This is a genomic window from Shewanella sp. H8, from assembly GCF_040285065.1.
Lineage (GTDB): Bacteria > Pseudomonadota > Gammaproteobacteria > Enterobacterales > Shewanellaceae > Shewanella > Shewanella polaris.
Window position 1 is genome coordinate 308897 of sequence record NZ_CP157213.1, and the last position, 15764, is coordinate 324660.

Annotated in this window: 16 protein-coding genes; 8 read left to right on the plus strand and 8 right to left on the minus strand. The window is 40.5% G+C overall.

What is annotated here, in order from left to right:
- Positions 1-9: 9 nt before the first annotated feature.
- The 3 genes from ABIS04_RS01320 to ABIS04_RS01330 form a co-directional block, all read right to left on the minus strand.
- A complete protein-coding gene (locus tag ABIS04_RS01320) occupies positions 10-840 on the minus strand; it encodes a substrate-binding domain-containing protein (protein ID WP_350432365.1) in 831 nt (276 codons plus the stop codon).
- Between the two features lie 857 nt (positions 841-1697).
- Positions 1698-2075: a hypothetical protein gene (locus tag ABIS04_RS01325; RefSeq protein ID WP_140233073.1), complete on the minus strand. Its 378-nt coding sequence runs from the start codon at positions 2073-2075 to the stop codon at positions 1698-1700.
- An 873-nt stretch (positions 2076-2948) separates the two neighbouring features.
- Positions 2949-3932 carry a LysR substrate-binding domain-containing protein gene (locus ABIS04_RS01330; RefSeq protein ID WP_140233074.1) on the minus strand — a complete coding sequence of 328 codons (984 nt, stop codon included), beginning with the start codon at positions 3930-3932 and terminating at the stop codon, positions 2949-2951.
- Positions 3933-4058: 126 nt separating this feature from the next.
- On the opposite strand from ABIS04_RS01330, the gene ABIS04_RS01335 reads away from it, so the two are divergent.
- A complete protein-coding gene (locus ABIS04_RS01335) occupies positions 4059-5264 on the plus strand; it encodes a multidrug effflux MFS transporter (protein WP_350432366.1) in 1206 nt (401 codons plus the stop codon).
- An 84-nt stretch (positions 5265-5348) separates the two neighbouring features.
- On the opposite strand, the gene ABIS04_RS01340 is transcribed toward ABIS04_RS01335, so the two are convergent.
- Both ABIS04_RS01340 and ABIS04_RS01345 read right to left on the minus strand, forming a co-directional pair.
- The gene (locus ABIS04_RS01340) at positions 5349-5756 is read right to left on the minus strand and encodes a hypothetical protein (protein WP_350432367.1); all 408 of its coding nucleotides are present in this window, start codon (positions 5754-5756) and stop codon (positions 5349-5351) included.
- Between the two features lie 143 nt (positions 5757-5899).
- Positions 5900-6322: a putative porin gene (locus ABIS04_RS01345; protein ID WP_350432368.1), complete on the minus strand. Its 423-nt coding sequence runs from the start codon at positions 6320-6322 to the stop codon at positions 5900-5902.
- An 85-nt stretch (positions 6323-6407) separates the two neighbouring features.
- On the opposite strand from ABIS04_RS01345, the gene ABIS04_RS01350 reads away from it, so the two are divergent.
- From ABIS04_RS01350 to ABIS04_RS01380, 7 genes are all read left to right on the plus strand, one after another.
- Entirely contained in the window at positions 6408-7019 is a 612-nt protein-coding gene (locus ABIS04_RS01350; RefSeq protein ID WP_350432369.1) for a tRNA-uridine aminocarboxypropyltransferase, read from the plus strand.
- 5 nt (positions 7020-7024) lie between these two features.
- Complete coding sequence (locus ABIS04_RS01355) at positions 7025-7411, plus strand: hypothetical protein (RefSeq protein ID WP_140233077.1); 387 nt, start codon at positions 7025-7027, stop codon at positions 7409-7411.
- A 47-nt stretch (positions 7412-7458) separates the two neighbouring features.
- Positions 7459-8127, plus strand: coding sequence for a class I SAM-dependent methyltransferase (locus ABIS04_RS01360; protein ID WP_140233078.1), 669 nt, complete (start codon positions 7459-7461; stop codon positions 8125-8127).
- A 194-nt stretch (positions 8128-8321) separates the two neighbouring features.
- Complete coding sequence (locus ABIS04_RS01365; RefSeq protein WP_140233079.1) at positions 8322-9629, plus strand: amidohydrolase; 1308 nt, start codon at positions 8322-8324, stop codon at positions 9627-9629.
- 86 nt (positions 9630-9715) lie between these two features.
- On the plus strand, positions 9716-11017 hold the full coding sequence (locus ABIS04_RS01370; RefSeq protein WP_371833628.1) for a M16 family metallopeptidase: 1302 nt from the start codon (positions 9716-9718) through the stop codon (positions 11015-11017).
- Positions 11014-12462: a pitrilysin family protein gene (locus ABIS04_RS01375; protein ID WP_140233081.1), complete on the plus strand. Its 1449-nt coding sequence runs from the start codon at positions 11014-11016 to the stop codon at positions 12460-12462. Before ABIS04_RS01370 ends, ABIS04_RS01375 begins: the two co-directional genes overlap by 4 nt.
- Positions 12463-12553: 91 nt before the next feature.
- Positions 12554-13120 carry a hypothetical protein gene (locus tag ABIS04_RS01380; RefSeq protein ID WP_240778424.1) on the plus strand — a complete coding sequence of 189 codons (567 nt, stop codon included), beginning with the start codon at positions 12554-12556 and terminating at the stop codon, positions 13118-13120.
- A 43-nt stretch (positions 13121-13163) separates the two neighbouring features.
- Here the strand turns inward: ABIS04_RS01380 and ABIS04_RS01385 are convergent, their stop codons facing one another.
- The 3 genes from ABIS04_RS01385 to ABIS04_RS01395 form a co-directional block, all read right to left on the minus strand.
- On the minus strand, positions 13164-13502 hold the full coding sequence (locus ABIS04_RS01385) for a DUF2956 domain-containing protein (protein WP_137223642.1): 339 nt from the start codon (positions 13500-13502) through the stop codon (positions 13164-13166).
- Complete coding sequence (gene trmL, locus ABIS04_RS01390) at positions 13502-13966, minus strand: tRNA (uridine(34)/cytosine(34)/5-carboxymethylaminomethyluridine(34)-2'-O)-methyltransferase TrmL (protein WP_137223640.1); 465 nt, start codon at positions 13964-13966, stop codon at positions 13502-13504. The genes ABIS04_RS01385 and trmL overlap by 1 nt, the downstream gene beginning before the upstream one ends.
- 250 nt (positions 13967-14216) lie before the next feature.
- Positions 14217-15596 carry a mechanosensitive ion channel family protein gene (locus tag ABIS04_RS01395; RefSeq protein WP_140233082.1) on the minus strand — a complete coding sequence of 460 codons (1380 nt, stop codon included), beginning with the start codon at positions 15594-15596 and terminating at the stop codon, positions 14217-14219.
- Between the last annotated feature and the right edge of the window lie 168 nt (positions 15597-15764).

Here is a 15764-nt window from a genome sequence, read left to right on the forward strand (position 1 = left end):
TAATTCAACCTATTCAGGTATATAATTTCCATTGCTCTCCAAAATCTCTTTTCCTATTGTAGAGTTAACGAAACTAATAAAGTCAGCAACATAAATCGGAATGTTTTTAGGAAGAATAAAGTGGAAATGTTTGATCATAGGGTAGCTACCTGCAATACAAGTCTCTGCTGTTGGCTTTACGCCATTTAACTTTAAGGCATGAATAGATCTTTTTTCAGAAAGGATTAGTGCCAAAGTAGTTACACCGAAACTACCAGGGGTTTGTTCAATTTTTTCGACGGTTTCTTGATCAGTAGATGCAAATAATAGCCCTGTGCGCTTTTCTGCGAATTGGATAGCATTTTTAAGTTCTGGGGAAAGTTTTTCCAGTTGTTTGGTATTGTCATCGTCATGCTGGCGGATGATTGGGCGAACTAAATCTCCATTCGGCCATATTGTTTGTTTACCGTTATAAATATCAACAAGCTCATCAATAGAAATATCCGTAACATCTAAATTATTTGATACCGCAATTACTGTGGGGGTACGAGCATATTCTATTACGCTAGCTTCTGCTGTAAACTCCGTTTTTTTGAATCCGCGAGTACTTAACCCAATATCGATTTTACCACGAGGTACAGCTTTAATTGCACCGCTACTACCAATGCTGGGCAAAACAGTAATGTGTATGTCTGGATTACGTTCTTGGTATGCATTAGCCAGTATCTGCATTGTGCCTAGTGCGTTTCCTGTACCGCCAATGATAATATTTTCTGCCCATACAGATGAACAGAAAAATATTCCCAAACAGGCCAGCGATAAACAAGACTGTGTTATCCATTTTTGACATGCTACAAACATATTTACCCTCTTTTATCGTGTTAATGATTATATTTATAATTTAATCAGTTAGTTAAAGATGCGGTAAGTGTTTAAATCCTGTCGTCTTTACCCGGAGTTATTATTTCATACAATGTGTATAACCACGTGATACTAACGTGGTGTAACTACAATCATTTTAGTACTTTAAAATGCTATTCACTCTGTTATTGTAAAAACATGCTCTCTATAAAAATATTATGGTTAGTACAATATAGCCCGTAAAAATAAGGTTGGTACGAATAGTCCAATAAATAGATTATTGGTCGAAATCAATAATTCAATATCGCATGTTTAGTAATCGGCCAACAGTGACTTTTCTTTATCAGTAACTTTCTTCATCAATAAATGTTAGCGCAATTTATAAAGGTAGATAAATTTCAAAACCTCTTATATAAAATGTAACCTCACCCAACAATAACGGTTGTGAGTCACTCTATAGATAGCTAGTTTTTATGATGAATTCGGGCTAAACCTTGTATCTAATATTCACGAGAACAATGGGTTGTCAGATACCTAGTAGTTAAAAAACCTAATACGTTAATGAAAGGCGTATGTGATATCAAAAGTGCGACTACACCTTAATATCTCCAATAAAAAACTTACTTAAATCAGCGGAAACGAGTGATGAAAAGTAAACGTTCTCGGTTTAAACCTGTCTTGGTTGCTATGTCGAGGGTGGGGTAAAAAAACACGCTTTAGCGGAGGGTTGAACTATATTATGTGGTCAAAACTGTATAAAAACAAAGAGCGGCACTTGGTTGCAAGTGTCGCCTATTTGGTTAATGTGAATTACTCATTCATCTTACACTAAGTGTATCCAGCGCTTAGTTTCATTGTTAATCCGCTTGGTGTTCAAAAGTACGGCCGGTGTGTTGAGACTGATTGGTTTTAGCTCGAGTAAACATCTCTGCGTAAGGCGCTGTTGTTTCGCGTTGCACATTGGCGTTACTTTGGGAAAAGTGACCTTGTTGAGTCTGTGATTCTCGATGAGTTGAATGGTTATTACCAGATTGGGCAAAGGCTTTACTTCTCAAGATTTTGTTGCCGAAAAGTTGGAAGGTAATAAAACTTAATAAGCCCAACATCAATAAAAAGGGTAGTAGCACAATGCTGGTGAATGCGATGCTAAAGAGCATAAGTGATGCCAAAATTGGGTTCATAGTCGAGAACCGATTTTTTAAATTGGCAGTGTGGAATGATTGATTAAATTTCATAGTAACTCCTGAATGCACTTAGCTTGAAAATGAGTGCCTGAAAAACGTTACCTATACATCAGTAACGATGATTTAAAGAACAGTTTGCAATGATTAGACATAATATGTCACGTTAAACCTGGTTAATGTTTAAGCTGGGGGGGATAACAATTTATTTTGTTGAGTCTTAACTTTCACCCGTCAATACCTTGATGATGTTGGCTAAAGTTTTATTTTTAAGAGGTTTATATACCGAGACTAAGTGATTTTTGTGGGTTAGCCATAGATACGGTAAAAAGGTAAATGTCATCTTTACGCTTTGAGGTATTACTTCCATCCTTTGCTTTAAACGGTTATTCGCCTTTATGAACATCTTTCTATCACGGCAAGCGGCAGTAAGGATAACTAATCAATATAAACCAATAACAGCATTTTTAATGATTAATTATTCTGCTGGCTTGGCATGAAGTAACTGGTTTATCTTGTTCAATGTAGGGGTGAGTGTGATACCTATCTTTATTTGAGTTAGCTGATAAATAGGGCTCAGTAGGTGCCGAACGATGGGACTTCATGTATTGGCGACTTAAGAGGGTCATGCCAATGAAACCAACCAAAATGAACAAGAGTATTAACGGTAACAACAACAGAAAAGCTAATAGGATTGTGACCGCTGTGGTAAATGCAGCGAGTGGGCGCATTTTTCGCAGTCGTTGAATGAGTTTATGGGTGCTAATTAACCTCAACATCCTCTCCCCTTAAATGTGGCTAAGCTTACACATTGTCTTATGTGGTTGCTTAATTGCCTTTCAGCATTATTATTAAACAGTTTTGAGTAATTAGTTGGCTAAAAGTTCATAAATAGTGAAATTAATCACTATTTATCCTCTAAAAATTTTAACGATCATTTTTAGTAATACGATTATTGGCAATGGCTTTTTCGACACTACTGAAAATCATATTGCGAAACCATTTATGTCCTGGTTCTTGATTATTTCTCTCATGCCATAAAAATACATAAGCCATGGGCATAAACTCAAAAGGCAAAGGAATAGAAACCAGCGAATACAGTTTTTGAGCATGATGTGCAAAGCTCGATGGTAAGGTAAAGATTAAATTTGTATGGGCGCAAACACTTGCAGCACCATAAAAGTCTGGCACTGTAGTCGCTAAATTACGATGTAATCCTAAGTTTGCGAGGTGATAGTCTAATGCCCACCAATCATTACCTTCACATCTTACTTGTACATGGGACATATTAAGATAGTGAGTTTGATCCCAATGCCCAGCTTTTACTTTTTGTAAAATAGGGTGGTTTTTACGCACCAAGCAAACTTGATGATCGTTAAATAGGACTTGAGATTCAATACCTTCTGGTACTTGGTCAATGTTGCTATCAGTTTGTGGGTGGATGTCCCGACCTGCAATGCCAAAATCGATTTGTCCCTGTTGTAAATCTTGCATCGATTTTTCTGTCCAGACATAAGAGTCTAGTTTAATTTGCGGGGCTTGCTGTAACAAGGGACCGATAAAATAGGGTATTAGTGTTTCATAGGCACTCTCGACCATTGAGAAAGAAAAATGGCGGTTACTGTTTTCTGGATAGAAAATGGGAGGTTGAGTGAGTTGATATAGATTTTGTAATATTTGCGGTAATTTTTGTCTTAACGCATCTGCATGAGCGGTTGGTTTTAATCCATGTGCTGTACGTTGAAAGAGCGGGTCGTCTAATGTTTGTCGTAAACGATGAAGGCTTTTACTGACAGCTGATTGGCTAACATGTAACCGATGTGCTGCTCGAGTAACGCTTTGCTCTTCAAGTAAAACTTGAAGAATTACTAGCAGATTAAGATCGACTCTAGCAAGATTATCTAAATTCATGTGATATTCTCAAATGGAAATTCACTTCTGATTTTATATCATTTCTGTTCATACCTCCATTTGACTTATTATAGCGCCTTATTAAGGGTGACCTTTGTGTATTTAACATTTGAGAGATAGAAATTCATGCGTCGTAATTTATTACCACTATTAATGTTTATGGTGCTGTTAAGCCCATTAGCTATTGATATTTATCTCCCTTCTATGCCTGCAATGGCATTGGAATATGGTGTTTCAAACGGTGAAGTGCAGTCTACTTTAGTGTTGTTTTTGTTTGCTATGGGTGTTGGGCAAATTCTAATTGGCCCATTAGCGGATCGTTTTGGTCGTAGGCCTGTCGCATTATTTGGGATTGTATTCTATGGCATAAGTAGTTTATTAGGTGCTTATGCGGTTGAATTTGAATGGTTGCAGATTGCCCGTGTTTTTCAAGGGTTGGCAGCTTGTTCCACTTCTATTGTAGTATTTAGTGCTGTTCGTGATTGTTATGATCGTAAACAAAGTGTATCTATGTACAGTTATCTTAATGGTGCCATTTGTGTTGTTCCTGCCCTCGCACCAACCTTAGGTGGATTGTTAGCCCTGCAATTTGGCTGGCGCTCAACATTTATTTTTATGGCTTTATATGCCGTTTTAGTATTGTTTATTGTAGGATTTCGCTTTCCTGAAACCCGCCCCTTAAATACTGACAGTTCAGGGCCTCTATACCGTTGGAACCGCTATAAACCAGTTATTGGCGATCCTCATTTTATGTTCTACGCCAGTTGTTGCATGATCGCGATGGCATCGATTTTATGTTACGTGTCTTATGCTCCAGTGTGGATAATTGGACATTTAGGTGTTTCAGAACTGACCTTTAGTGGCTTATTTGGCCTTAATGCAGCGGTAAATATTGTGGCTTGTTTTGCCGCTCCAGTGTTGATTAAGCGTATTGGGAATCGACCTGGTGTGCTGATGGCGTTATCGTTAATGTTGATTGCCGCCATTGTCGAAGCTGCGATGTATTTTGTTGGCCCCCATGAAGGATTAGCTGGCGCGGTGGCATTTATGGCTCCCATGATGATTTTGTGTGTTGGTTTTGCCATTTTACTCGGCCCAGCAACCAGTATGGCGTTGTCGGCTTTCGGTGAGCGAGCAGGAACTGCGACGGCAATGTTAGGGTGTATTCAGATGAGTGGTGCGTCAATACTGACGGCATTGATCCAACTAACTGATTTACCAGCGCCTTACGCAATATCAATGGTTATGGGGGGCTTTAGTGCGATATTTTTGATCATAATGGCAATGAAACGTTTAAGTCACCTACACCATGAACAGTTACAACACGATTAAATAAACGACATGATTAATGTCACCTTTAACCCGCTGAGTGCTAACCACATTCAGCGGGTATTTTTTGGCTAAATATTATGAGGCTTAGAAGCGGGCGTTAATTGCTACGCCAAAATTGGTTGCTGAATCATACTCTCCATTATCGAAATAATGCTCTATTGATAACTTGGCCGAGAACACCTCTGAAAAATGCCAGAAATAGCGTGTGTTTACGCTGGTGGAACTTTCAGTTTCATTGCGGCTGTAGTGAACAGAGTGATCAATATCACTACTGTTAAATTCGCCATCTATATTTATTCGGAAGTAGCTCGCACCTACTGACCATGCATTATTAATATACCAATCTGCAAATACAGCAACAGTGTAATTGTTGTAATCATCATTTCTTTTAAAATCTAGCACTGTAACCTGGTCTAAGCTATCAATGTAGGTTCCTGAAGAGTTATTGATAGTCTGTTCTGCAATATACTGTAACTCACCAGTGATAAACACTCCAGTTGTTGATTGTAAAGGGATAAAGTGCTCGTAAGTTAGACCGATAACATCAATATCTTCGTTAGTATAATACTCCCTTTCATAAAAATCTGATGTTAGACTGTCAGAGTTAGATTCTGAACTTGTGCTGTAACTTAGGGTTAATGCAGAGTGGTCGGTAAAAAATAACCCAAATTAACATCGTATATTATGTTGCTATCAATGCCTCTATAGTTACCGTTATTATCAAAGTTATACCTATTTACCCCAGCCCCAACAAACCAGTTTGAGTCGTAAACATACTGGCCAGATATATTGTATAAATCTTTTAGGTCTGTGGTGGCATAGCGTCCAGAAATCGTCGAACCTTGATTAAAGAATGCGGCTAATTCGTAGGGCTTATCGGCTTGTTCAACTGCTTTAAAATAATAGCGATAATTGGCGTTAACTAGGCCATCCGCTTCACCTGATGAATCTAAAAAGCCGATTTCAACTTCGTGGTGATAGACATTATCTTGCGCGGCGTATGCGGGAATTGTGGTTAGTGCGAGCATTAAGGCAATAGACATCTTTGTTCTAGTCATGGTAATAGTTCTTCCTTGAGGTGTTATTTAGCGGTGACTATATTGGCCTTTCATTTACAACATTGCAACATGAATAAGACAAAAAATGAGCAGAAGTTATTGTATCCATTGCCAATACCCAGAGTCAGCCTGTGTTTGCTATGCGCTAAAACGCGTATCATCTCAAACTGAAGTGATGATAATGCAACACCCGTCAGAAGTGGGTCATGCTAAGAATACAGTTAGGTTATTGAAACTGGCGATGCCGCAAACCCGGATTTATGTGGGTGAGGTGGCGGAGGACTTTGTTGAGCTGCAACATTATTTAGCGGCGCAAACCAAGCCAATTTATGTGGTTTATCCAAATGAGCACAGCCAAACAGTGGCCGAGGCGGGCGCGAGTGAGGCTGCTATTATTATTTTAGTCGATGGTACTTGGCGTAAGGCGTACCGAATGTTACAGCTTAATCCGTGGTTAGGTGATTATCCGTCGCTTCACCTTGAGGTAGAGGATGAGTCGCAATATATCATTCGTAAAGCGAAACGTAGTGACAGTTTATCAACTTTGGAAGCGGCTGCTCACACGCTGGTTGCATTAAATCCAAATGTGGATGTTACGCCAATATTTGCAGTGTTTAACGCAATGGTGCAACATAAGTTAACGGCTATGCCTGCTCTGGTACGTGCGCGGTATAACGTCGATAACATCAAAGGATAGATAGCATGAAAAATCGGCTGATAAGCTTATTAGTTATACTGGTAACCGCAAGTTCATTCGCATTTGTTACCACTGCGGCTGACAAACCACATAAAAAAATGACCTTGGCTGAAAAAGGTGAGCAAGCGCGAATTGAGTCAATTGAACTTGAACAAACACAGTTACAAAAAGCCCGTGATGCAGCCAAAGCGACCAAGGTGCGTGAGCAAGAGGTGTTAGCAAAGCATCAAGGTAATGACTGGGAAGCGAAGCAACTCGAAAAAGCCCGATCCCAATCTGATGAGCGCTTAACTCGTCAGCAAAAGTATTTACAACAGGCGCAAGATGCGGCTAAGCAAACCCACAAAATCCCCAAAGACCCCAAAACGATAGAACCCGTTTTATCAGAATAGACTCAGTATTTATATCACTTTTTAACTCGCCTATGTCGGAGTCTCATTTGTCATCTTGTCCTTTATGTCATTATGAAACAGTTGCTTTTCATCAAGATAAAAAACGTCCTTATGTTCGCTGTCCGCAGTGTTTGCTAGTGTCAGTTCCATCAGCATTTTATTTAGATAAAATAGCTGAAAAAGCCCATTATGATTGCCACAATAATGATGTTGCCGATGCTGGTTATCAACATTTTTTATCTCGCACGTTAACCCCGTTATTAGCTCAGCTTACCCCTAACGCAAAAGGATTAGATTTTGGTTGTGGCGAAGGTGCAGTGCTAAGCAAAATGGCGGCTAAGCAAGGGATTAGCGTAGCCAATTATGATTTGTTTTATCACTTAACTCCTCAGGTACTCACCCAACAATATGATTTTGTCTGTTTAACCGAGGTGATAGAGCATATTGCCGATGCGCAGTCGTTAGTGGAGCAATTAAGCCAATTATTGTTACCTGGTGGCATATTGGCGGTGATGACCAAAAGAGTACCTTGCGTAGATACATTTGCAAATTGGTCTTATAAAATTGACCCCACTCACATCAATTTTTATGCGATAGAAACCTTTGAATGGATTGCATTACAACAAGGTTGGCAGCTTGAGGTTATCGACAGTGACGTGGTGTTTTTTCATGTCCCGTTCTCGAGTGAACAGCTGAGTGAATCGCCGAGTAAATAACTGAGTAAATAACGGTGTAAATAGCCAAGTGAAAAGTTGAGTTAATGCTTGATCAATTAGCTGCTAGTTCAATCTACATGTCGTGTGTTAATAAATAGATACAATTGACTTGTTATCAAATCATTAAAATATTTAACAATCGCATCATTTCAAGGTAGTTTTGTTGTACTGATAACAATAAAACCGGAATCAATATGCGTCTAACATCTCTTGCTTTGCTGCTTACAAGCGTCTTTGCTTCTAGCGTTTACAGTACATCCACCGTGGCTAGTGTGCCCAATGCTGCAGAGTTAACCGCTCAAGTCGAAAGTAAAGTGATTACATGGCGTCGAGATTTACATCAGCATCCCGAGTTATCTAATCGAGAGTTTCGCACCAGTAAAGTGATTGAAAAACACCTCAAATCACTAGGGCTCGAAGTGCAAACTGGTATTGCCCATACAGGTGTAGTGGCAATACTTAAAGGTGGTAAGCCTGGACCATTAATTGGTTTACGTGCCGACATGGATGCACTACCAGTCACGGAAGTGGTTGATTTACCTTTTGCCTCTAAAGCCACTGATACTTATCGAAATCAAACTGTAGGAGTCATGCATGCCTGCGGTCATGACACTCATGTGGCCATGTTGATGGGGGTTGCTGAAAACTTAGTAAAAGTAAAAGACAGCTTGGCAGGTGATGTGATGTTTATTTTCCAACCTGCTGAAGAAGGAGCTCCAGAAGGCGAAGAAGGCGGCGCAGAGTTAATGCTTAAGCAGGGCTTGTTTGCTAAGCGTAAGCCTGATCAAGTGTTTGGTATGCATGTTACATCAAGCATGCCATCGGGTATGATTGGTTTACGTTCAGGCCCCGCTATGGCGAGTGAAGATTCATTTACCATTAAAGTGCTAGGCAGACAAACCCATGGCTCACGTCCTTGGGGCGGAGTTGATCCTATTGTGGCATCAGCGCAAATTATTAACAGTGTACAAACTATTATTAGTCGCCAGGTAGATATTACTAAAGCGCCTGCAGTGGTCAGCTTTGGGGCCATTAATGGCGGTATTCGTTCGAACATTATTCCTGACGAAGTGGAGTTAATCGGTACTATCCGTACATTTGATCAAGATATGCGCGCAGAAATTAAAGTCAAATTGGCTGAAATTGCCACCAATGCGGCTAAAACGCTTGGTGCCACAGCGACAACTGAGATCCAACCTGGTTATCCTGTCACGGTTAATAATCCTGAGTTAGTCAGTAAAATGCGTCCTGTTATTGCTTCTGTGGTGGGTGATAACATGTTAATTGAGCCTGGACTTATCACTGGCGCAGAAGACTTCTCTTACTATGCACTTGAAACGCCAGGTATGTTCTTTTTCTTAGGCGTGACGCCAGCAGACCAAGATCCAAGTCAGGTTGCCAGTAATCATTCACCGGCATTTTATGTAGACGAAAGTGCGCTAAAAGTGGGTGTGCAAACCATGACACAAGTTGCCTTAACCGCATTAAGTGCAGCACAATAACCCTATTTTAATAACCAATTTTTTATAAACCATAGTACAAGAGCTCAAAGGAGCTAGATATGACACGCAAGATAATAGCGTTGTTGATGACCATAGGCCTATTAAGTGCGCCTACGGTGTCAGCGACACAAGCTGAAGACATTAATAGTTTTACCTTAGATAATGGCATGAAGATTATGGTATTGGAGGATAGCTCTATTCCTAATGCCAATATGTATATTTTTTGGAAAGTCGGTTCGCGAAATGAAGTGCCTGGAATTACGGGGATTTCACACTTTTTTGAACACATGATGTTCAATGGTTCTAAAAAGTTTGGTCCGAAAATGTTTGACCGGACGATGGAAGCCGCTGGTGGCGCCAACAATGCTTATACTACTGAAGATATGACAGTGTATACCGATTGGTTTCCAGCAAATGGCTTAGAAACAATTTTCGATTTAGAAGCCGATCGTATCGCCAATTTAGACATCAATCCTGTGATGGTTGAAAGCGAACGTGGCGTGGTGCAGTCAGAACGTACCACTGGGCTTGAAAACTCTAACTGGCGCACTATTCAAGAAGCGCTTAAAAGTGTTGCCTTTGCAGCACATCCATACAGCTGGTCTGTGATTGGTTATGAGTCGGATATTGCGGCTTGGACCTTAGAAGATTTACAGCAATATCATAAAACCTATTATGCCCCTAACAATGCGCTAGTGGTGATTACCGGTGATGTGAAGTTAGCAGAAGTGAAAGCGCTAGCTAACCAGTATTTTGCACCTATTCCTGCTCAAGCTCCGCCAAAAGCGGTACGTACGATAGAACCAGAGCAAAAAGGTGAACGCCGGGTATTTGTTAAAAAAGAGTCGGTGAGCACACCTAACATTATGCTGGCTTACCATGTGCCTGCAACGAGTCACGCTGACTACTATGCATTGGATTTATTGGCGTCGATGTTAAGTGAAGGCAATAGTTCGCGTTTTTATCAGGCATTGGTCGACAAGCAATTAGCCGTTGCGGCTGAAACCTACATGCCGATGTCGTTCGACCCTAATTTGTTTTATGTTTTAGGTGTGGCGAATGCAGGTGTGAGTGCAGAAACCTTAGAACAAGCCTTAATTGAACAAATCAATCTTATTGCTACTCAAGGAGTCACTCAGCAAGAACTTGAAAAAGTGAAAAATATTAAGCTAATGGATTTTTATAGAACCATGGAAACCATTAACGGTAAAGCCAATACCTTAGGGACTTATGAGCTGTATTTTGGCGACTATACAAAACTCTTCAATGCCCCTGAAGCCTATAACCAAGTCACACCGGCTGACATTCAACGTGTGGCACAAACCTACTTAATAAAAGCGAATCGGACTGTCGGTGTGCTCGCTGCTACTGAGGAGTCTGACAAATGAAAACCATAACTCACAGACGTATTAAAATATCATTATCGGCTATCGCATTTGCATGTAGTTTAAGCTTAAGTGGTTGTGCGAATACGCAGAAAACTTCAGTTGATGATGTTGTTGCTAGCCCCAGCTTTGCGATGCCGAGTTATCAATCGGTTACGTTAGACAATGGTCTAAACGTTAAGTTGATGGTGCAAAAAGAAGTGCCATTAGTGACCATTGATGCAGTGGTTAGAGCCGGAGCCGTGAATGATGTTACTTCGGGTATGGCTTATATCACCTCACAAAGTTTAATGTTAGGTGCAGCGGGTCAAGCTAAAGCCGACATTGAGCAACAGTTAGACTTTATCGGTGCCAGTATTGATACCACTGCTGATTTAGAAGGCAGTTATATTCGTGCCAATATGATGAGCAAAGATGTTGATACTGTACTCGATATTTTTAGTCATGTATTGCGTCAACCTGACTTTGATAGCACTGAGTTTGATAAGTTAAAGCAGCGTGAAATTGTCGGTTTGTCACAACAAAAAGAAAGCCCTCGAGCCGTGATTGGCCGCTACTTCAATAAGTTAGTTTTTGGTGAGCATCCTTATGCTAATCCGGTATCGGGTAATAGCGATACCATCGCTAAGCTTACCGTGGCCGAGTTACGTGCTTTTCATAAAGGCTATTATCAACCAAGCAATATGACCATTAACGTAGTGGGCGATTTTGATGTTGCCGACATGACCGTTAAGCTTAATAAAGCCTTTGGTGATTGGCAGGCAACAGAAACAGTGATTCAGCCAGATCTAAGCCAAAACTTACCAACATTAACCAAGCCGCGAGTATTGTTGGTCGACAAGCCTGATGCAATTGAAACCACCTTCTTAATTGGTGGTTTAGGTATTCGTTATGACAACCCTGATTATGTTGGTTTAACCGTTGTTAACACTATTTTAGGTGGTCGTTTTACCTCATGGTTAAATGATGAATTGCGCGTTAATGCTGGCTTAACTTACGGTGCTCGTTCTGGTTTTGACCCTTATGCACAATCTGGGGTATTTAAAATCAGTACATTTACTAAGTTATCGACAACCAAAGAAGCGATTGATTTAGCCTTAAAAACCTACGCGCGTTTATGGGAAAAAGGTATTGATCAGGCCACTTTAGATTCTGCTAAAGCCTATGTTAAAGGTCAGTTCCCACCTAAGTACGAAACCAGTGGTCAGTTAGCTGGTTTGTTGTCAGACATGTATTTATATGGCTTTAATGATGATTTTATTAATCAATTTCAAGCCAAGGTTGACGGATTGACGCTAGCAGAGACTCAACGTTTGATTAAGCAATATTTCCCACAACAAAATTTACAGTTTGTATTAATTGGTAATGCGGACAAAATTGCTGAAGTTGCGGCGCAATATGGTGAAGTCACTAAAGTTGATATTACGGCAACAGGATTCGGTCAGTAAGTGTTAACTGATTAGTAGCTTGGTGGTATCGTATAATGGCTCACATTAGTGGGCCATTTTTATAGATAAGGATTTTTGCAGGAGGAGACGCTTGGTTAGCCAAAAAAGTTATTCAATATTATTGGTCACGACCAGCTTGTTACTTATGTACTCAGCATCTGCTTATGCAGGGAAAGTGACTTTAGATAGGTTTTGTAGCCAATTAGATGGTGAATGGCAAGGCAGCGCCGCCAATCCGAATGCGATGCCGAAAAAGGTCAGTACTTCGGTCATGTGCTCGGCAGATAAACAAAATTTATTCATTAGTGTTAGTCGTGGTAGCCGTTTTTCAAATAGCGAAACATGGTGGTTTAGACAACAACACGATCATATTTTATTACTGTATGCCAATGGCGTTAGTGATGACGTATCCCAAGCGTTGACACTCTATGAGCAAGCGGGCAGTTATTCATTTTTAGGTAAAGGTGAAATAAATCAGCGCCCAGCATTAGTGCAGTTGCAGTTTGATCCCATTACCGAAGGTGCCGATGCGTTAACTCAAGGGTGGCAATGGCAACAAAGCGCTCATTATTTAGATGACGACAGTGAAAATTATCAAGTCATTAGAGCCATTAGCTTACTTAAACAGTCAGTAGAGGCCAGTCAACCGACTGAATAAACTCTTTATCGCGAGTGATAAAGCTGATTCGCTGTAAGACAGATTAGCGGTAAAAAAAGTAAGCGATAAATAAGGCCCAGCTTAACAGTAATAATCCCATTAGTGACCACGTTAGCGAGTTGAATCTACTTTCTGATTCTGTATAAGACGTATCGGAATCGTCATCATTGCTGACTGACATATTTTTGTTTTTTTGCTGTTGTTTGCGTGCTTTGTCTCGATCGCGAGCTTTGGCTTTTTCACGTTTTTTGTATTCCGCAATACCTTTTTCAATCCCCGCCGCAATCAGCTTGGTTTGTTCTTTTGCTTGCCCAGGTTTTTGAGTTGCTTTGGCAATGGCTAAAGCATCTTGCTGGGTTTCGGGTGATAACGTTTTTTTCATTACTCAGCGCCTACAAAACCTAGTTGACGCCATGCTTCATAACTAATAATGGCGACTGAATTTGATAAATTTAAACTGCGACTATTGGCGGTCATTGGAATACGTAATCGCTGTGCAAGTGGCGTCGCATCAATAATATCCATGGGTAGTCCACGGGTTTCGGGGCCAAATAACAACACATCATTTTCTTGAAAAGCTATCTGAGTGTGAGGACGGCTGCCTTTAGTGGTACAGACTATAATCCGTTTACCTGCCATGGCCTCTAAAAACTCTGCATAGTTTTTATGGCGAGTCACTGTGGTTAGATCGGAATAGTCTAGGCCCGCGCGGCGAAGTTTCTTTTCTTCGAGATCAAAACCTAACGGTTCAATCAAATGTAACTGTGAGCCATTGTTGGCGCATAGACGAATGATGTTTCCGGTATTTGGAGCGATTTCGGGTTCATAAAGGGCAATATGAAACATAGCAACCTTATAGTGCGAAGCAAAAAAAGAGTGACAAATTATACCTTAAGCAAGGTATAACTGCGAGACGTTATCAATGCTGACGTTATCAAAATGAACGATACAGTGCGGATGATAATTGCTAATAGAGACTTGCATATAGGCTGTAACAGTTGCATAAAACACTGGTGATTTTATAGACGCCTTAGCGGTATAGCTAGCATATGGAGAAGTAAAAGTTCCATGACTATTCCTCTACCAACATCAGAGCTTAGATAATATTGGCACCACTTTCAGGGTCTCGTGATTGTGCAGCTTGTTGACGTATATCATCGGTATCGCTGCTTATGTCATCGCTAACCTCATTATGGGTATCTTCTAATGACTCTTGAGTTTTCTCAGTGTTGTGTTCAGTACTTTGTGTAGTATTCAGAGGTGTTTCATCTTGTTGATGTCCGTTGGTTACCAATTGCATCCCTTGAGGGAAAATGCGTTCGCGAGCATCGTCAGGCAGGCTGATCTGATTCGCTTCATAAGCGCGCACCAGTAAGCGCATTAGAATTGAAGCCACTTTTGGAACACTGTGAGTTTCAGCATTGACCCAAAAATACACTTGCAGATTAATCGTTGATGAACCAAGGTTTTTTATCAGCACCTGTGGCTCTGGATCTGCGAGTACGCCGTGATGATCGCTCATAATCTCCATAGCGATATCCTGAGCCTTGCGGATACTTGCATCATAGCCAATGCCAATCACAAAATGGCCACGCATTCTCGGGTTGGCGGTAAGATTTTTAATTACGTTTTTATAGATAGTGGAATTGGGAATTTGGATATGATTTCCGTCGTAGTCGACTAACGTGGTAGCCCTTGCTGTGACTTGCTTTACTACCCCCAAATTCCCCTCAACGGATATTACATCACCTAATTTGAATGGACGCTGTACACTGAGTAGTAAGCTGGAAATAAAGTTTTCGGCGATGTCTTTAAAGGCAAAACCTAAAATCAGGCCAATGACACCAGTGCTGCTAATAATCGCAACTGCAAACTGAGTTAAGCCCGCAAGACGCAAGAATATATATAGCCCCAACAATATAATCAATACACTGATGCTGCGCTGCATCACTAAACGGATCAACTCACTTTTTGTTACCCAAGCTAAGGGGCTAATGAATAAACGAGCTAAAGGGTGTGAAAGCCAAAATAGGAATAAGAATATCGACAGCCCTAAAGCCAAGCGCGGTAAATATAGTAAGGTTTTGTCCCAAAATTGCTCAGCATCATGTTGCAGTGGAGTCAAAGATAAGGGCTTGATAGGTTGCAAGTGAATGTTATCGACAACCTGAGTCACATCAGGTAAAGCGGCTATGGTTTGCAGTATACGCTCTTTACTCGCTTGCTCCGTGGCAGAGCCGTTTAGATTGACCACAGAGCCTTGTATTTCAATGTCTATTGCGCTGTTTGGATCAGTAATCTGTATGAGTTGTTTAACGGTGTCAGGCGAGGGCGCTGCCTGAGCATCTGTAGATACAAAGCAGGTAAGGCAAACAACAGTAGTGACTAAACTCCATAGTAGAATCCATCGACTTAATCTTGAGAGTGCTTTTTGATAACAGTGAGAAAAACTGTGTGAAAAAAAATTACAAATCATAAGATTATCCGAAAGGTATAGGCCTGTCATAATTTATACTAGCAAATAATCTTCAAAGGCACCAAAGGTTGTGAGAGTTATCTCCTAATGTTTTTGGATTATATTAAAAAGGCTTTTTCTCTGCTAAAAGCATACTAATAAGCCAATATATGAGATTTTGTTATTGCT